Source organism: Kerstersia gyiorum (assembly GCF_004216755.1).
Taxonomy (GTDB): Bacteria; Pseudomonadota; Gammaproteobacteria; order Burkholderiales; family Burkholderiaceae_B; genus Kerstersia; species Kerstersia gyiorum.
This window is the reverse complement of the sequence record NZ_SGWZ01000002.1, coordinates 597,250-615,757: the sequence shown is the minus strand read 5'-3', so window position 1 is coordinate 615,757 and position 18,508 is coordinate 597,250. Positions and strand designations below refer to the sequence as shown.

General features: G+C 63.6%; 15 protein-coding genes and 1 riboswitch. Of the genes, 12 read left to right on the top strand and 3 right to left on the bottom strand.

What is annotated here, in order from left to right; all coding sequences use genetic code 11:
• Positions 1–35: 35 nt before the first annotated feature.
• From EV679_RS09095 to EV679_RS09080, 4 genes are read left to right on the top strand one after another with little or no spacing between them, the layout of a single operon-like run.
• Positions 36–881: an ABC transporter permease gene (locus tag EV679_RS09095; protein ID WP_193755147.1), complete on the top strand. Its 846-nt coding sequence runs from the start codon at positions 36–38 to the stop codon at positions 879–881.
• Positions 878–1,696: an ABC transporter permease gene (locus EV679_RS09090; RefSeq protein ID WP_068367875.1), complete on the top strand. Its 819-nt coding sequence runs from the start codon at positions 878–880 to the stop codon at positions 1,694–1,696. Before EV679_RS09095 ends, EV679_RS09090 begins: the two co-directional genes overlap by 4 nt.
• A gap of 30 nt (positions 1,697–1,726) precedes the next feature.
• Positions 1,727–2,791: a LacI family DNA-binding transcriptional regulator gene (locus tag EV679_RS09085; protein ID WP_068367879.1), complete on the top strand. Its 1,065-nt coding sequence runs from the start codon at positions 1,727–1,729 to the stop codon at positions 2,789–2,791.
• Between the two features lie 48 nt (positions 2,792–2,839).
• The gene (locus tag EV679_RS09080) at positions 2,840–3,781 is read left to right on the top strand and encodes an inositol monophosphatase family protein (RefSeq protein WP_068367881.1); all 942 of its coding nucleotides are present in this window, start codon (positions 2,840–2,842) and stop codon (positions 3,779–3,781) included.
• Positions 3,782–3,833: 52 nt separating this feature from the next.
• On the opposite strand, the gene EV679_RS09075 is transcribed toward EV679_RS09080, so the two are convergent.
• Complete coding sequence (locus tag EV679_RS09075; protein WP_068369181.1) at positions 3,834–4,862, bottom strand: LysR family transcriptional regulator; 1,029 nt, start codon at positions 4,860–4,862, stop codon at positions 3,834–3,836.
• 235 nt (positions 4,863–5,097) lie between these two features.
• Between EV679_RS09075 and EV679_RS09070 the strand changes: the two genes are divergently transcribed.
• Genes EV679_RS09070 through EV679_RS09060 form a run of 3 tightly spaced genes read left to right on the top strand, consistent with a single transcriptional unit; the run spans position 5,098 to position 11,027 of the window.
• Complete coding sequence (locus EV679_RS09070) at positions 5,098–6,324, top strand: efflux RND transporter periplasmic adaptor subunit (protein WP_130487011.1); 1,227 nt, start codon at positions 5,098–5,100, stop codon at positions 6,322–6,324.
• Positions 6,325–6,342: 18 nt separating this feature from the next.
• Positions 6,343–9,561, top strand: coding sequence for an efflux RND transporter permease subunit (locus EV679_RS09065; protein WP_127774095.1), 3,219 nt, complete (start codon positions 6,343–6,345; stop codon positions 9,559–9,561).
• 2 nt (positions 9,562–9,563) lie between these two features.
• The gene (locus EV679_RS09060; RefSeq protein ID WP_415777333.1) at positions 9,564–11,027 is read left to right on the top strand and encodes an efflux transporter outer membrane subunit; all 1,464 of its coding nucleotides are present in this window, start codon (positions 9,564–9,566) and stop codon (positions 11,025–11,027) included.
• A gap of 176 nt (positions 11,028–11,203) precedes the next feature.
• On the opposite strand, the gene EV679_RS09055 is transcribed toward EV679_RS09060, so the two are convergent.
• Entirely contained in the window at positions 11,204–11,773 is a 570-nt protein-coding gene (locus EV679_RS09055; RefSeq protein ID WP_205704151.1) for a cytochrome b, read from the bottom strand.
• A 155-nt stretch (positions 11,774–11,928) separates the two neighbouring features.
• Between EV679_RS09055 and EV679_RS09050 the strand changes: the two genes are divergently transcribed.
• A complete protein-coding gene (locus EV679_RS09050; protein WP_130487009.1) occupies positions 11,929–12,978 on the top strand; it encodes a helix-turn-helix transcriptional regulator in 1,050 nt (349 codons plus the stop codon).
• A 45-nt stretch (positions 12,979–13,023) separates the two neighbouring features.
• Here EV679_RS09050 and EV679_RS17615 read toward each other — a convergent pair whose 3' ends face one another.
• The gene (locus tag EV679_RS17615) at positions 13,024–13,185 is read right to left on the bottom strand and encodes a hypothetical protein (protein WP_165390010.1); all 162 of its coding nucleotides are present in this window, start codon (positions 13,183–13,185) and stop codon (positions 13,024–13,026) included.
• A gap of 478 nt (positions 13,186–13,663) precedes the next feature.
• Between EV679_RS17615 and EV679_RS09045 the strand changes: the two genes are divergently transcribed.
• The 4 genes from EV679_RS09045 to EV679_RS09030 all read left to right on the top strand — a co-directional run bounded on the left by EV679_RS09045 (position 13,664) and on the right by EV679_RS09030 (position 18,359).
• Positions 13,664–15,550: an LTA synthase family protein gene (locus tag EV679_RS09045; protein ID WP_068367890.1), complete on the top strand. Its 1,887-nt coding sequence runs from the start codon at positions 13,664–13,666 to the stop codon at positions 15,548–15,550.
• Between the two features lie 13 nt (positions 15,551–15,563).
• A riboswitch (yybP-ykoY riboswitch) is annotated at positions 15,564–15,737 on the top strand.
• A gap of 5 nt (positions 15,738–15,742) precedes the next feature.
• Complete coding sequence (locus tag EV679_RS09040) at positions 15,743–16,318, top strand: manganese efflux pump MntP (RefSeq protein ID WP_068367892.1); 576 nt, start codon at positions 15,743–15,745, stop codon at positions 16,316–16,318.
• 193 nt (positions 16,319–16,511) lie between these two features.
• On the top strand, positions 16,512–17,195 hold the full coding sequence (locus tag EV679_RS09035; protein ID WP_068367894.1) for an HAD family hydrolase: 684 nt from the start codon (positions 16,512–16,514) through the stop codon (positions 17,193–17,195).
• A gap of 72 nt (positions 17,196–17,267) precedes the next feature.
• On the top strand, positions 17,268–18,359 hold the full coding sequence (locus EV679_RS09030; protein ID WP_068367896.1) for an oxidoreductase: 1,092 nt from the start codon (positions 17,268–17,270) through the stop codon (positions 18,357–18,359).
• Positions 18,360–18,508: the final 149 nt, after the last annotated feature.

Here is an 18,508-nt window from a genome sequence, read left to right as displayed (position 1 = left end):
CCCTTTTTATTCCAACATTCCTGCCAGGAATCTCCATGCAATCCATGAAGTGGCTTGAGCACCATGCGCCCGGACTGGCGCTGGTCATGCCTGCGCTGGCCACCGTCGTGCTGTTGTTCATCCTGCCGTTGGGGGCTTCCATCACGGGCGCCTTCCAGACCGGCAGCGGCCTGGGGCTGGACAACTTCCGCAAGGCCTTCGAGCTGTACGGCACCGATATCGCCTACACCATCGGTATCGTCACGCTGTCCGTCGTGCTGACCGCGCTGCTGGCCATCGCCATCAGCGGCTACCTGACGCTGGGCGAGCATCCTGTTGCCGTCGCAGCGTTGCGCTGGCTGTACCGCTGGCCCATGTTCATTCCCTTCATCGTCGTCGGCCAGCTGGCACGCACCTTCCTGGCCAAGAATGGCCTGATGAACAACACCCTGGTCGGGCTGGACATCCTGACGCCCATGCAGACCACCGGGCTGCTCGACTGGCGCGGCATCATCATCGCCTTCGTCTGGAAACAGGCGCCCTTCGTCACGCTGCTGCTGGCCGGTGCCATGGCCTGCGTGGACCGCCACGCGCTGGAAGCTGCGCGCAACCTCGGTGCCTCGCGCCTGCGTATCCTCATCGAAATCATGCTGCCGCAAGTCGTGCGCACCCTGCTGGTGGGGCTGGTGCTGTCTTTCGTCACCATGATGTCGGTACTCTCGGTGCCACTGATGATAGGCTCGCAATCTCCTACCATGATCACCGTAGACATGGCCTTCCGCATCAATACCTACCGCGACTATGGCGTTGCCAATGCGCTAGGGTTGATTTCACTGGGAATTACCGCATGTGTGGCCTGGGTCTATCTCAAGCTCAGCCTGCAGGAGCACCGCGCATCATGACACGCCGCCTCTGCGCTGCCCTCTGGTGGCTGCCACGCAGCCTGGCGCTGGGCCTGCTGGCCTTCGCCATTTTCGGCCCCCTGCTCAACCTGGCGCTCTGGGCCGTGGCGGAGAAATGGTATTTCCCGCACGCGCTGCCGCTGGAATACGGCCTGGACTACTGGAGCAAGGTTTTCTCGCCGCGCAGCAACGCACTGCGGGCCTTTTCCAGCAGCCTGGTGATCGCCCTGCTTACCGTCGTCGTCGCGCTGGCCATGGCCATCCCGGCAGGCTATGCGCTGGCACGCCTGCGCCTGCCCGCCCGGGCGCTGATACTGCTGTTGCTGCTCACGCCGCAGGCGTTTCCGAATCTGCCGGTCTACGTCAATATCGCCCGCTTCTACTACGAAATCGGCCTGAACGGCACCCTCATCGGCGTCGTCCTAGTACACGTCATGCACGCATTGGTCTATGCCGTGTGGATCGCCACGGCGGCCTTCGCCGCCATCGACCAGGAACTGGAACAGGCGGCGCGATCCGTCGGCGCCAGCGCCTGGCGCACCTTCCGCGACATTACCCTGCCACTGGCGCTGCCAGGCCTGATGGCCAGCGCTATCTTCGTCTTCCTGGAATCGCTGGATGAATTCACCGGCACCTACTTCGTTGGCGCGCCAGACATCCAGACCCTGCCACTGCTGCTCTACACCGCAGGTGCCGGTGGCAACTATCAGACCGCTGCCATCACCGCCGTGCTGCTGCTCATTCCTTCCATCGGCTTCATGCTTGCCGTGGAAAAATTCCTGCGTGCCGACGTCCTGGCGCGCATAGGCAAATAACAGGCAGCCCCCGGCCCACGGAGCCCCCGCATGACTTCATCCCGCTCCCGCCAGCCTGGCAACGGCCGGCAATTCGCTTCGGCCAGCCAGGTAGCGGAACTGGCCGGCGTTTCACGCTCTGCCGTATCGCGCGCTTTCACACCTGGCGCCAGCATTTCCGAACAGGCTCGCGAACGCGTCATGCAGGCGGCCCAGCAACTGGGCTACCAGGTCAATGATCTCGCCCGCGCTCTGCTGCATAACCGCAGCCGCCTGGTCGGCCTGGTTGTCACCAACCCTGAAGAAGGCTTCCGGGCGCACCTGACTGCCGCGCTGACACAGCGGCTGGTCGGCCAGGGCTGGACCCCCATCGTCATCAATACCGGCAAAAGCGCCGAAGAACTGCTGGCGGCGCAGCGCGCCCTGCTGGGCTACCGGGCCGATGCGACGGTAGTCCTGTCCGGTTCGCCGCCCAGCTCCCTGGTTGACCTGGCACGCCGCAACGGCCAGGCCCTGATTCTGCTGGGACGCGAAGAATCCGGCGCAGCGCATGTCCGCATCGACAACCGCACTGCTGCCCACCACGCCGCACACCTTTTTGCCGAGCAAGGGTATGCGCATGTTGCACTGGTCGGATCGGAATCCCGCACGCCCAGCGTCCTGGAACGTGAGAGCGGTTTTCTGCATCAAGCCCGACAGTTGGGCCTGGAAGTCCGGCATGTGCGCGGCAGCGACAGTACTTACACGGGCGGCCAGGAAGCAGCAGCGCAATTACTGCCCGGCAGCGGCCGCCTGGCAGCCTTCTGCGTCAACGACCTGATGGCCTTCGGCCTAATGGATGCTGCCCGTCACCGTTTCGGCTTGCGCGTGCCTGACGACCTTGCCATCATCGGTTTTGACGACCTGCCAGAAGCTGCCTGGAACGCCTACCAGCTCACAACATTCAGGCAAGACCCCTGGCGCATGGCAGACGCCGTTGCTGCCACGCTGGACAGCATAGAAGAAAGTGGCCTGCCTGCGACAAATAGCGGCAGCGCGACCATTTCCTTGCCCGCCCCGCTGGTCGCACGAGCCAGCTTTCCCTGCGGAAACCGCCCCACGCCACAGCCAGAATAAGCAACAAGCCCTGCTCAGTTCATCACAGCCAAAATAAACCACTAGCCCATGCCTCAGCTCATCAGCACGACTTCCCAAGTTCAACCGGACAGCCTGCAAGCACGCCACGCATTCCTGCTCCCACTCATCGTCCAGGCCGGCGAACTGGCGCTGGACTATTTCCGGCGCGTGCACACCCTGGCGGTGGATCGCAAGACCAGCGGCCAGGACGTTGCCAGCGCAGCAGACCGGGACGTCGAGCAATTCCTGCGTGAACGGCTGAGCCAGGCCTTTCCCGAAGACGGCTATCTAGGGGAAGAATATGGCCCACAGGCCGGCACCAGCGGCTACCGCTGGGTCATCGACCCGATAGACGGCACCAGCTGCTTCCTGCATGGCCTGCCGGACTGGTGCATTTCGGTGGCGCTGGCGCATGATGGCGGCACAGATCTGGCCAGCCCAACGCCGCTCCCCCTTGCGACAAACGTCACGCCTGGCCCTGCGGCAGCACATGACAGGCAAGATGACTCGCACGGCGCCACGGCCCTGCCTCGCGCTATTGCCGGCGCCATTTACCTACCTTGCACCCAGGAACTGTTCCATGCGCAGGCGGGCGGGCCGGCATGGCGCAACGACAGCATCATCCACGTCGCGGACAACGCCAGCCTGCAGCAGGACCTGATCGGTGTCGGCGCCAGCCTGCGCCTCCCCCCGGCAAGTGTCAGTGGCTTCCTGGAACGCCTGCTGAGCGCCGGCGGCATGTTCTACCGCAACGGTTCCTGCGCCAGCATGCTGTGCCACGTCGCCTGCGGGCGCCTGGCCGCCTACTACGAACCGCACATCTACCCGTGGGACTGCCTGGCCGGGCTGTGCATCATCGAAGCCGCCGGCGGCTGGTATGCGCCAACCCCGGTTACCCGACTGGCGGCACAAGGCAGCCCGGTGCTGGCAGGCGCGCCCGGCGTGCGGCAAGCGCTGGAAGCCTTGGCTTATGCCGGTTTAAGCCAGTGAATGTCAAGGAAGCCGCTACCGTCCGACAGCCAGCGCCAAACGACATGTAGACCTACATCACAAGATCCGGCGCATCCATTGGCGTGTTGCGGCGCACGGCGTGGTCAGCTTCGGAGGACAGAATGGCCGCTTCCGGTTGGCGATGGCAGGCTTGTACTGCCGGGTCGTTTTCGTCACCGCCATTCAGAAGGGGGCAACGGGCGAATAGCGCAGCCACCCAATCGGAAAAGGCACGCACCTTGGGTGAAAGCTGGCGGCTTTGCAGGTACAGCAAGGAAATAGGAATGGGGGAAGGCTTCCACTGCGGCAGCACTTCCACCAATTCACCATTCAGCAGGTGCGGCAGGGCCAGAAACCGTTGTGTCTGAATCAGGCCAAAGCCTTGCACGCCGCACTTCAGATGCGCCAGCCAATCATTGACGGAAACAATGCCTGGCACATCCACCTGCCGCTCCTCGCCCTCAACGATGAAATCCCACGCGCAGTTGCGTCCGGAGGCGCAAAAATAGTGCACGGCATGGTGATCCTGCAAATCTTCCAGGCGCTGCGGCACGCCATGGCGTTCGATATACGCCGGCGCCGCGCACGTGGCCGCTTGCACGATGCCGATACGACGTGCCACCAGGCTGGAGTCTTCAAGCTGCCCATAGCGGATCACGCAATCTACGGCATCCTGAACCAGGTCGACATGCCGGTCTCCGAGACCAATCACCAGCTCGACATCAGGGTACTGGGTATGGAACTCGCACAGCGAGGGCAACAGTATCTGGTGGCCGATGGAAGGCGGAACATCCACCCGCAGACGCCCCTGCGGACGTGACGCGGCATCCTGCAGGCAGGCCTCGGTTTCCTCCACTTCCGCCAGGATGCGCGTGCTGTGCCGATAGTAGGCCGCGCCATCCGGCGTCAAGCTGATACGCCGCGTCGTGCGGTTCAGGAGGCGCACACCCAGGTGGCGCTCAAGGTTCTGGATGATGGTGGTGACCGTGGTACGCGGCAGAGCCAGCCTGTCGGCAGCACGCGTAAAGCTGTTGGTTTCAACAACCCCCACGAAAACCTGCATGGCCTGGAAGCGGTCCATGGTCATTCCCGGTAAACGAATTGGCGCCAGCATAACCTGGAACATTCGCCGATTGTTCGAATTTACCGACTAGTGTTACCCAAAACACACTGTTTATCCGAAGCAGCAAAGTGGACAAAATTCCACCATTCAAAAAAACCCTGCCCACTGCTGCATCGCAGCAAAGGCCAGTGCTTCCATGGCAGGCCTGGCGCGGCAGCTGCGTTTCTCGTCCATTCTTGCTCAAGGAAAACCCATGACGGTCCATCGTCTCCGCTACGCCGCGCTCGTTCTGGCCGCCGCGCTGGTTGCCACTGGCAGCTACCTTGCGTTCGGCCCATCGCCAGGTGCAGGCACGGCCCAGGCACAGCCAGCACCGCCTGCCGGTGCACCGGTAGATGTCGCGCCCGCGTTCACGCGTTCCATCGTCGATTGGCAACGCTATTCCGGCCGGCTCGAAGCCATCGAACATGTCGAAGTACGCCCACAGGTGTCGGGCACGCTCACCCGCATCCACTTCAAGGATGGCGCGCTGGTCAGGAAAGGCGATGATCTGTTCACCATAGACCCGCGCCCCTACGCCGCCGAAGTGGACCGGGCTTCCGCCCAACTGGCCGCCGCACGCGCACGCGTGTCGTACACCGCATCAGAACTGGCGCGCGGCAAGCGCCTGATGTCCGAAAACGCCATCGCACGGCGCGACTTCGAAGAAAAGGAAAATGCCGCACGCGAGGCAGCCGCCAACCTGCAGGCCGCGCAAGCCGCCCTGGATACCGCCCGCATCAACCTGGGCTACACACGCATCACCGCCCCAATGGATGGCCGTGTCTCGCGCGCCGAAGTCACCGTGGGCAATGTGGTCTCGGCAGGAGGCACCGCCCAGCCGCTGACAAGCCTGGTTTCCGTGGCACGCATCTACGCAGCCTTCGACGTGGACGAACAAACCTTCCTGCGCTACGTGAACCCCAGCCGCGCCACCGGTGCTGAGGTAGCGGTAGAACTGGGCCTTGCAAACGAAGACGGCTATTCACGCTCAGGCACCGTGCAATCCGTGGACAACCAGCTCGATACCAGTTCAGGCACCATCCGCGTACGCGCGGTGTTCGACAACCCCGACGGGCTGCTGCTGCCCGGCCTCTACGCCCGCATCCGCCTGGGCGGCAGCGCGCCGCACGACGCCACCCTGATCGAAGAGCGCGCCATCGGTACCGACCAGAACCGACGCTTCGTGCTGGTCGTCGATGACAACAACCGGGCCAGCTACCGCGAAGTCAGGCTGGGCGCGAATATCGGCCCGCTGCGCGTCGTGGAACAGGGCCTGGCGCCTGGCGAACGCATCGTGGTCAACGGCCTGCAGCGGGTACGCCCTGGCGACACGGTTGCCCCCAAGCTCATCTCCATGGATGCCGGACCTGAGGCGGTACTCACGGCCTCGGCCACCCTGAACGAAACGGCGCAAGCCGCCACGGCTTCGTCGAAGTAAGCGCCGCCAGGAACCTCCATGAATATTTCCCGATTCTTCGTCGACCGGCCCATTTTCGCCGGCGTACTTTCGGTCCTGGTCCTGCTGGGCGGCCTGCTGGCCATGTTCCAGCTGCCGATTTCCGAATACCCCGAAGTCGTACCGCCGTCTGTCGTGGTGCGCGCGCAGTACCCCGGCGCCAACCCGAAAGTCATCGCCGAAACCGTGGCTTCGCCGCTGGAGCAATCCATCAATGGCGTCGAAGACATGATGTACATGCAGTCGCAGGCCAACAGCGACGGCAGCCTCACCTTGACGGTGTTCTTCAGTCTGGGCGTGGACCCCGACAAGGCCCAGCAACTGGTGCAGAACCGCGTCGCGCAGGCCCTGCCCCGGCTGCCGCAGGACGTGCAGAGGCTGGGCGTCACCACCGTGAAAAGCTCGCCCACCCTGACGCTGGTGGTGCACCTCATTTCCCCGGACGAGCAGTACGACGCCACGTACCTGCGCAACTACGCCATTCTCAACGTGAAAGACCGCCTGGCGCGCATCTCCGGCGTGGGCGAAGTCGCTGTGTGGGGCGCGGGCGACTATGCCATGCGAGTCTGGCTCGACCCGCAGAAGGTCGCCCAGCGCGGCCTGACTGCCATGGATGTAATCAACGCCATACGCGAACAGAACGTACAGGTTGCCGCCGGCACCATCGGCGCTTCGCCCAATGACGGCAACGTTCCCATGCAGTTTTCCGTGAATGCGCACGGCCGCCTGCAAAGCGAAACCGAGTTCGGCGAAATCATCCTCAAAACCTCGGCTGGCGGCGCCGTCACACGACTGGCAGACGTGGCGCGGGTGGAACTGGATGCCCAGGAATACGCCTTGCGCTCGCTGCTGGACAACCGCTCTGCCGTCGGCATGGGCGTCATGCAATCACCCGGTTCAAATGCACTGGAAGTCTCCAGCCAGGTCCGCGCAGCCATGGAGGAAATGGCGCAGGACTTCCCGCCTTCGGTGGAGTACCGCATCGAGTACGACCCCACGCAGTTCGTGCGCGCCAGCATCAAGGCCGTGGTGCATACGCTGCTGGAAGCCATCGCGCTGGTCGTGCTGGTCGTCATCATCTTCCTGCAAACCTGGCGCGCCTCCATCATTCCGCTGTTGGCCGTGCCGGTTTCCATCATCGGCACCTTCGGCCTGCTTCTGATGTTCGGCTATTCGATCAATGCCCTGTCGCTATTCGGCATGGTGCTGGCGATAGGCATCGTGGTGGATGATGCCATCGTGGTGGTAGAAAACGTCGAACGCAACATCGCCGCAGGACTGTCACCCCGGGACGCAACCTATCGCGCCATGCAGGAGGTCAGCGGCCCCATCATCGCTATCGCACTGACGCTGTGCGCGGTCTTCGTACCGCTGGCGTTCATGACCGGGCTGACAGGCCAGTTCTACAAGCAATTCGCCATGACCATCGCCATCTCGACGGTGATCTCGGCCTTCAACTCGCTCACGCTGTCGCCCGCGCTGTCCGCGCTGCTGCTCAAGGGACACCATGACGCCCCGGATGCGCTCACGCGCATCATGAACCGCCTGTTCGGGCCGTTCTTCCGCTGGTTCAACGGTTTCTTCGGCCGCAGTTCAGACCGCTACGCCAACGGCGTCACCGGTGTCATCCGCCGCAAATCAGCCTCCATGGCGGTGTACGCCGTGCTGCTGGCAGCGACAGTCCTGGTCGGCAATGCCGTGCCTGGCGGTTTCGTGCCTGCGCAGGACAAGCAATACCTGATCGGCTTCGCGCAACTGCCCAATGGCGCCTCGCTCGATCGTACAGAAGCCGTCATCCGTCGCATGAGCGAAATCGCCCTGGCACAGCCCGGCGTCAAAAGCACCATTGCCTTCCCGGGGCTGTCGATCAACGGCTTCACCAACAGCTCCAGCGCCGGCATCGTGTTCGTCACCCTGGACGAATTCGACGAACGCGGCAGCCCTGATCTGACGGGCGACGCCATCGCTGCCGCGCTGAACCAGCAGTTCGGGGAAATCAAGGGATCGGTGGTTGCAGTCTTCCCGCCCCCGCCCATCCTGGGCCTGGGTACGCTGGGCGGATTCAAGCTGCAGATCGAAGACAGGGGCGCACAGGGCTACGAAGCGCTGGACCAGGCCACCCAGGCCTTCGTCGCCAGGGCGGCGCAAACGCCAGAACTGGGCCCGACGTTCTCGAACTACCAGGTCGCCGTCCCGCAGATCGACGTTGACCTGGACCGAGTCAAGGCGCGCCAGTTGGGCGTTCCCGTCACTGATGTATTCGACACCATGCAGGTCTATCTGGGCTCGATGTACGTCAACGACTTCAACATTTTCGGCCGCGTCTTCCAGGTACGCGCCCAGGCCGATGCGCCCTTCCGTGCCCACCCCGAGGACATCCTGCAGTTGAAGACCCGCAACACCGACGGCGACATGGTGCCCCTGTCGTCGCTGGTCACTGTCAAGCAAAGCTTCGGGCCGGAAATGGTGGTGCGCTACAACGGCTACGCGGCTGCCGACATCAACGGCGGCCCGGCGCCTGGGTTCTCGACCAACCAGGCCCAGGATGCAGCGGCGCGCATCGCAGCGGAAGTCCTGCCGCGCGGCTTCCAGATCGAGTGGACCGACCTGGCCTACCAGCAGATGCTGGCTGGCAACGCAGGCCTGTGGGTCTTCCCCATCAGCGTACTGCTGGTCTTCCTGGTACTCGCCGCGCTGTATGAAAGCCTGACGCTGCCGCTGGCCGTCATTCTGATCGTGCCCATGAGCGTCCTGGCGGCCTTGACCGGCGTCTGGCTGACTGGCGGCGACAACAACGTCTTCACCCAGATCGGGCTGATGGTGCTGGTCGGCCTATCGGCCAAGAACGCCATCCTCATCGTGGAGTTCGCCCGGGAACTGGAAATGAGCGGCAGCTCACCGGTAGAAGCCGCCATCGAAGCCAGCCGCCTGCGCCTGCGGCCCATCCTCATGACGTCCATTGCCTTCATCATGGGCGTGGTGCCTCTGGTGCTTTCCACCGGCGCGGGTGCGGAAATGCGCCAGGCCATGGGCATCGCCGTGTTCTTCGGCATGCTGGGTGTCACCCTGTTCGGCCTGTTCCTCACCCCCGTGTTCTACGTCCTGCTGCGCAAGCTCGGCAAAGGCCCGCTGCACAGCGCCAACAAGCACGCCCCCATCATTCATCACCAGGAGCCAGCCCCCATGCCTTCCCAGGCCAGCCAAGGAGGCCAGCCATGACCATGCGCCCCTCCATTACCCATGGTTCCGCCATGCTCGCCTTGCTGCTGACGCTGGCAGCGTGCGCGACAGGCCCGCAATACCAGCGCCCAGAAATCAGCACGCCGGCAGCCTACAAGGAAGCGGCCCCAAGTGCAGCCGGCCTGGATGGCCACGCCAGCGGCACCTGGCAGGCGGCCCGCCCGGCCGATGATGCCCTGCGTGGCGAATGGTGGAAAATCTTCAACGACCCCACGCTGGATGCCCTGGAAACCCAGGCCTTGCAAGCCAACCAGGACCTGCACGCCGCAGCGGCCAGGCTGGCACAGGCACGCGCCTTGGTACGCGACGCACGCGCCAGCCTGGCCCCCAGCCTGGATGCTGGCGCAGGCCCCTTGCGCCAGCGTAGCTCCCCTGTCTCGCAGGGGCAGGCCGACGACGGTGCCGCCAGTACCAGCACACTCTGGCGAGCGCAGGCATCTCTCGCGTATGAAGCCGACCTGTTCGGGCGCGTCGCGTCGGAAGTGGATGCAGCCAACGCCGATGCCCAGCAAAGCGCAGCGCTCTACCGCTCCGTCCTGCTGGCCCTGCAGGCCGATGTCGCCGCCGGCTACTTCAGGTTGCGTGAACTCGATGGCCAGTTGCACATCTACCGCGAGACGGTCGATTTACGCCGCGCCTCGCTGGACCTGATAAAACAGCGCTACGAGGCTGGCGATATCGGCGAACTGGACCTGGCGCGCTCGCGCACCGAACTGGAATCCACCCGTGCCGAAGCGGTAGGCATCGAGCGCCAGCGCAGCACGGCGGAACATGCGCTGGCCGTCCTGCTGGGCCAGGCACCAGCAGAGTTCGATATGCCTGCGCAGCCCCTGGCGCGCACCATCATCGACATTCCTGCCGGCCTGCCCTCCACATTGCTGGAGCGGCGGCCCGACATCGCTGCTGCCGAACGCGCCATGGCCGCTGCCAATGCCCGTATCGGCGTGGCCAGCGCCGCCTTCTTCCCGCGCCTGGAAATCACGGCAGCCGGCGGTTTCGAATCCTCTGAGTTGGGCAACCTGCTGCAATGGTCCAGCCGTACTTTCCTGCTGGGACCACTGGTGGGCACGGCACTCTCCCTGCCTATCTTCGATGGCGGCCGCCGCCAGGCCAGCCTGGACCGCGCCCAGGCCATCTATGAAGAAGACGTGGCCAACTACCGCCAGACCGTGCTTAACGCGTTTCGTGAAGTCGAGGACCACCTGGCCAGCCTGCGCCTGCTGCATGGCCAGACCGAAGCACAGGATGCCGCGCAGCAAGCGGCGGAACGCGCAGCCAGGCTATCGCAGGTCATGTACGTGGAAGGCGCCATCAGCTACCTGGACGTGATCGAAGCGAACCGCGCGGTGCTGCAACAGCAGCGCAAGACGATGCTGCTGGATGGCGAAAGGATACAGGCAACCGTGGGTTTGATACGGGCGCTTGGGGGAGGCTGGGGAAACTGAGCCCAACAGACTGCCCGCCCCCCCCTGGCTGATGCCAGGCATCGACCACCGGGACGCTTTCAATGCCGCCCCGGTGGTCGAGGTCACAACATCACGAAATCACGCATGTGTCGGCAAGATCCCCCCCGTCAATCAATTTCAGGCGTGTACGCCGTCACCCGATTGCCCGGATCGAGCTAGCGCAAGGGGCCGAACATGCGCGCCATCACGCCGTCCCGCAATACCACGCGATGCCATAGTGCCATGGCGATATGGCCGCCGATCAATGCCAGCAGACACCAGGCCAGTACGCCATGCAGGGCATTGCCCGGTGCCATCATCCAGTCAACCTTCGCGCCAGTGGCCGGCAATACCTGCCAACCCCAGACATTCAGCCCCCGGCCTGAACCATAGGCGCGCAGGCCGGCAAGCAGTGGCACCATCAGCATCAACAGGTAGAGCATGCCGTGCCCCAGGCGGGCCGCCAGCGCCTGCCAGCCCTGCCCCTGCGGCGGCCGATGGCGCAGATTGCCACCCGCCCATATCAGCCGCACAGCCAGCAGCATCAACAACAAGGTACCCACCGGCGCATGCGTGCCGACAAAAAAAGCCGCCAGCGGGGTGCGCCCCTGCGACAGCTTGATCGCCATGCCCAGGAATTGCCAGGCAAACAGCAAGGCCATGGCGCCATGCAACACTCTGGTGACCAGGCCATAACGGCGCCTGTCGTCTACCCATTGACCGGCCTTCTCCCCCATTTCCCCCATTTTCCCTATTTCCCCCATTACCCTGCAATTTTTCCGTATGCCAGCGTGCAGGCACAGTTGGCTGACAACCAGCGGCTGGTGCGCCCCCCGCCCCAGACGCCGGCCATGATTCGAAAGCCCTACAATGCTACCAGCCTTCGCCATGCAACGTTTCCATGCCACACCGCGCAGACCCCTTAGCCGTTCATCTTTCGCCTTTCCTGCTGGAGCAACTGTTCCTGCAGGCACCGGCACTATCGGGTGAAGCAGCGCGGGAGATGGCCCAAGCCTATCTTTCCGGGGCAGCCCCCTTGACGCCCGAGGCGCTGGCCGCGATCTACCGCCAGTTGGCCACGGACATGGCGGATGAACATCTGGGCCTGTTCCTGCGCCCGGCCAGGCCCGGTACCCTCAAGTTCCTGATGCTGGGCCTGCTGGACGCGCCAACCCTGGGGGTCGCGCTGCACCGCTATACCCACCTGTTTCACATCCTGTTCGACGATTTCCGCCTGCGCCTGCGGCGCGACGCCACCCTGGCGCATATCAGTGTGCATGCCACGGAGGGCCACCGCATGCCGGACGAGGCCGGCCAGTTCCTGCTGCTCAAACTGACCCACGGCATTGCCTCGTGGCTGATCGCCGATGACCTGCCGCTGACGCTGCTGCATTTCTCTTTTGGCGCCGGGCTACGCGCGCAGGACTATATCCAGCTCTTCCATGGGGTTCCGCAGTTCGAGCAGGAACGGCCGCAACTCTCGTTTGCACGCGACTACCTGGAGCTGCCCATCCGGCGCCGCAAGCCGGAACTGCGCAGTTTTCTCGCGCGCGCCCCGCTGGACTGGCTGCATACGACCCAGGGTCACGGGTTGGTCAGCCGGGAAGTCAGGCGCGTGCTGACGGCCGCACTGCCGGACATGCCCTCGTTGGAAATCGTGGCCCAGCGGCTGGGGCTGTCTTCCCGCACCCTTTGCCGTCGCCTCAGCGAAGAAGGTCATACCTTCCAAGGTATCAAGAACGGCCTGCGGCGCGATATCGCGATCCAGCGCATCGCCATGACGGACAAGCCGATTGCGGATATCGCGCTGGAACTGGGCTTTGACGATCCCAATACGTTCTACCGCTCCTTCCGTCGCTGGACCGGCCACACACCAGGACACTACCGGCAAGGCCCGGGCGTCCCGGACAACAATACACAGGCACCGCAAGCGCAAAAAAGCCAGGCCTGAGCCTGGCGCGACAGCCTGCCTGATTCGCCCGGCCAGCGGGCGTGATCAGTTGAAGGTTGTGTAGGCCTTGTAGATAGCGGCGAACAGCACGCCCATCAGGCTGATGCCCAGCAGGGCCAGCCCAACATTGCGGTCGCGCAGGCCGAAACCGAAGATGAACAGAATGATGCTGGCGACGAAAATAATCAGCAAAGTGCCGTTGGTCATGATTCCCTACCTATCCTTGGCGTCGGCCGCTGCCGACTGTCACGGCAAGCATACCTCGCCGCTGGCGCCATCGCTTGACCTGGCTCAAACCCCAGCGCCGGCCCCTCACCTGCCTGCCAGCAAGCGCATCCCGCAGGCGTCCCCCAGGTGTTGGCACCCGCTTTTCAGGGCTTTCAAGGCCACTAGAAGCGCCGATTGCACCGCCCCGGTTGCGTTTCGTCACACGCATCATTTTTAACGGCCTGAATCGTTATTTTCGATTAAAGACAAAATATTTTTCTTAAGTCGGGAATTATTTCACTGCATTACAATCCAACACCCTAAAATCGCTCGCCAGGCCGATACATATCCCCGCCAGCGATTTTTTTGTTTCTTATTTTCGTTTGTATCTGCATGCCGATCACATTCTCTGTGATGCGTGGCGTGTCCTATCCCCTCTTGCTGTCTTTCCCGACTTAACAGCCAGGACCCTGCATTCATGCTGAAACTGACCGTCCGATTTCTCATCGCCAGTCTGATCCTTTTCCTTGTTTCCCGTACCGGCCTGGCGCTATGGCAATGGGATCGCGTCAGCGCAGTCCAGGATTTCTGGCGCATCTGGCTTGGCGGCCTGCGCATCGACCTGGCGATGCTGGGCATGCTGGCCGCATTGCCCCTGTTTCTGTCACCCTGGCTCGGCCACAGCCCGCGCGCCACACGCTGGACCGCCATCTGGTTCCGTGTCTGCTGGCTGCTGCTGGCCATCATGGAAGCTGCCACGCCGCAGTTCCTGGCTGAATACGACACTCGTCCCAATCGCCTCTTCTTCATCTACCTCGTCTACCCCGAGGAAGTGCTGTCCATGCTCTGGACAGGCTACAAGCTCAGTGTCGGCGGCGCCATCATCGGTGTGGCCGCCATGTTGTGGATAGGCTTCAAGCTGTTTCCGCTCAATGCCCTGCCCGACGCCCGGCGCGCCTGGGGCTGGCGTCCCGTGCTCAGCGTGGTGTTCGCCGCACTCGCCTTCATTTCCATTCGAGGCACGCTACAGCACCGCCCCATCAATCCATCCACTGTGGCCTTCGCCAACGATGCCATGGTCAATGCGCTCGCGCTGAACTCCTTCTACAGCGTGACCTATGCCGCCTACCGGATGAAGGATGAGCGCTCGGCGGAATCCCTCTATGGCGACATGGCGCCCGAAGAGGCCATCGCGATCGTACGCACCACCGCTGATCTGCCGGCTACGCCGGACAATCCAGCGATTCCCACGCTGCACCGGCAGCAAGCCAGCCTCACCGTAGACAAGCCCCGCAACCTGGTGCTCATCGTCGAGGAGAGCCTGGGGGCGCAGTTCGTCGGCAGCCTGGGCGGCCAGAACCTGACGCCTGAGCTTGATGCCCTCGCCCAGGAAGGCTGGTTCTTTACCCGTACCTATGCCACAGGCACGCGCTCGGTACGCGGCCTGGAAGCCCTGACCACGGGGTTCCCGCCCACTCCGGCCGAAGCCGTCGTCAAGATGCCCAATGCGCAGACCGGCTTTTTCACGCTGGCCGAACTGCTGGGCCGCCAGGGCTACGGTTCCCGTTTCCTGTATGGCGGCGAAGCCCACTTCGACAACATGCGCGGCTTTTTCCTGGGCAATGGCTTCGATGAGGTCGTCGACCTGCCACGCTTTTCCACCAAGCCTGAATTCGTTGGCTCCTGGGGCGCGTCCGACGAAGACATGTTCAAGGAACTGGACCACCTGCTGATGCAGCAGCGCGGCAAGCCGGAATTCATCCTGGCCTTCTCTGTCTCCAATCATTCGCCCTGGGAATATCCTGAAGGCCGCATCACCCCCGATGGAGAACCCGATACCGTGGAAAATACGGTGCGTTATGCCGACTGGGCGCTGGGCCGCTTCTTCGAGACCGCCCGCACCCGCCCGTACTGGGACGACACCGTTTTCCTCGTGGTGGCCGACCACGATGCCCGCGTCTACGGCGCAACCGACATTCCGGTAGAACGCTTCCATATCCCGGCCCTGATCCTCGGCGGCAGCATCGCACCGCGTACTGACGACAGGCTGATCAGCCAGATCGACCTGCCGCCTACGCTGCTGTCGCTGATCGGCATTTCCAGCGAACATCCGATGATAGGCAGCGACCTGACGGTGCGCAGCCCAGGCCGCGCCATCATGCAGTTTGGGGACAACTATGGCTACTTGCGCGGCGACCAGCTGCTGGTGCTGCGGCCCAACCGCGACCCCCAGCAATACCGCTGGACGCCCGAGGGTCAGGAAGCCGTCAGCACCGACAGTGAACTCGCACATATAGCACGAGGGCATGTGGTCTGGCCCAGTTGGGCCTACCGGGAGCGCAGCTATCACTTGCCAGCGCAATGATCCGTGCTAATATCCGCCGCAGTAATGGGGAGTAGCCTACTTCCGCCCCAGGAAGCGCACGCGTCAACATACTCGGTGATATCACCGTGGCGCGTGCAGCCATAGCGCTCGGCGAGACCATGAACACAACAGCCGGGTAGTCGTCGGGCCTGTCTGTTGTGTCCTGGTTTCCGACACACGCTATGGTGCCCAATGAACTTCGCCTCCACCCTTCTTCTCGCACTCGCCATGTCCACCGACGCCTTTGCCGTCGCTGTCGGAAAAGGCGCCGCCCTGCATAAACCCCGCCTGACCGAAGCCATGCGCGTCGGCCTGATTTTTGGCGTGGTCGAAGCCATTACCCCGCTGATCGGCTGGCTGCTGGGCCGGGCGGCGGCACCCTACATCGAACGCTGGGACCATTGGGTCGCCTTTGCCCTGCTGCTGGCACTGGGCATGCACATGATCTGGCGCAGCTTCCATCCCGCCGTACCGAGCACCAGCGAGGCCTGTGTGCGGCGTGGCCGCCAAAGCTTCTGGGCGCTGGCGCTGGCAGGCCTGGCCACCAGCATAGATGCCATGGCCGTCGGGGTCAGCCTGGCCTTCATCGACGCCAGCATCGTCTCCACCTCGGTCATGATCGGGCTGGCCACCATGACCATGGTTACGCTGGGCGTCATGCTCGGCCGTGTTCTCAAGCGCCTGGCCGGCCACTGGGCCGAATGCGCCGGCGGCGTGATCCTGATCCTCGTCGGCCTGAGCATCGTCTACGAACACGTGGCGCATTAATGCGCGTGCGGCAGAAGCCCTGCCGCCACCAAGGGACTTCGCCAGCCCAGCCAGACAGATGCGCTATTCTTGAATCCATCTTCTCCTCTCGCCGGCAGACCGGAAACATGGATGCGGGCCGCGCCGCCGCGTCAGCCCCCGTTTTTCCAGTTTCATTTTCTGCCCGCCTTCTTCCTTCTGCCTGTTCGCTACCATGACCTGTCATTCCTGTTTCGACGCCATCCTGTTTGATTGCGATGGCGTACTCGTAGATTCCGAACCCATCACTCATCGCGTACTGGCTGAAATGCTGGCAGAGCAAGGCTGGGCCATTAGCCTGGAAGACGCTTCGCGCATTTTCACGGGCAAGACGGTGCGCGACGAATCCGCCCGCATCAGCGCCCATACCGGCAAGCCAGTGACCGATGCCTGGCTGGCTGAATTCTGGCAGCGACGCAACGTCGCGCTGGAAAACGAACTGGTGGAAATCACGGGGGCCGGCCAGGCAGTACGCACCTTGCACCAGGCGCTCGATGGACGCATTGCCGTTGCCTCCGGCGCGGACCGCCGCAAGGTCGAATTGCAACTGCGCAAGACCGGCATGTTCGATTACTTTCAGGAACGCATTTGCAGCGGCCATGAGCAACCGCGCAACAAACCCTTTCCCGACGTCTATCTGGCCGCCGCCAAGATGCTGGGTGCGGACCCTGCGCGCTGCGTCGTCGTCGAGGATACGGTGACAGGTACTCAGGCAGGCGTGGCCGCAGGCGCTACCGTTTTCGGCTACAGCCCTGGCGGCCTGGGGCATAGCACGGCCCAGGACCTGCTGGATGCCGGTGCCAGCAGGATCTTCAGGGACATGGCCGAATTGCCCGCCCTGGTTGCCGCCGGCGCCTGATTCATTCCCAACCCGTAAGCCCGGACCTTCCCGCCTGCGTTCCGGCTTCCTCTACTCCGCCCCGGAGCTCCTATGCCTGCCCTGTTCCAAGCGTTTCAACTCAAAGACGTCACCTTGCGCAACCGTGTTGTCGTGCCGCCCATGTGCCAGTACCAGGCCGTGGATGGCCTGGTGAATGACTGGCACCAGGTTCATTACGCCGGGCTGGGACGCGGCGGCGCCGGGCTGGTGATTGTCGAAGCCAGCGCGGTGTCCCCGGAAGGCCGTATCACCCCGGGCTGTACCGGCATCTGGTCCGACCGCCATGCGGCCGCACTCGCTCCGATTGCCGCCGCCATCAAGGCTGGCGGTGCGGTTCCGGGCATTCAGATTGCCCACGCCGGCCGCAAGGCCAGCGCCAACCTGCCCTGGGAAGGAGACGATCACATCCCGGAAGGCGACCGCCGTGGCTGGCAGACCATCGCCCCATCGGCGATTCCTTTCGGCGAACACCTGCCCAAGATGCCACGTGCCATGACAACCGATGACATCGCACGCGTACGCCAGGATTTCGCCGATGCCGCCCGACGTGCCCGTGATGCCGGTTTCGAATGGCTGGAACTGCATTTCGCACACGGCTACCTGGGACAAAGCTTTTTTTCGCCGCACAGCAACCAGCGCCAGGACCAGTACGGCGGCAATGCAGACAACCGCAACCGCTTCCTGATCGAGACCCTGGAAGCCGTGCGGGCCGTATGGCCGGAACACCTGCCGCTGACCGCGCGTTTCGGCGTCATTGAATACGATGGCCACGACGAACAAACCCTGGCCGACGCTATCGTGCTTGCCCGAAAATTCAAAGATGCCGGCCTGGATCTGCTGAGCGTCAGTGTCGGCTTCACCGTACCGGATACCCACATTCCCTGGAAGAGCCGTGGCTTTCTGGTGCCTGTCGCCGAACGCGTGCGGCGTGAGGCTGGCCTGCCCGTCTCCAGCGCCTGGGGGCTGGACGACCCGGCCCTGGCGGAACGCACCATTGCCCAAAAACAGCTGGATCTGGTTCAGGTCGGCAAGGCCCACCTGGCCAATCCGCACTGGGCCTTTGCCGCAGCCCGGGAACTGGGGCAAGAACATGCGGCATCGCTACTGCCACCGTCCTACGGCTACTGGTTGCAACGCTACTGAGCCGGCAGCCTGCCCGTCAATCCGCCAGACTGACGGACAGGCTGCCGGCGTCATGCCAGCTTCCGCTGGCAGCCCACTGTCCATGGGAGCCCGGTGTTCCGCATGTCCCACAGGTCCCGCGTGGCGGGTGTGCGGAATATGGGCAGCAT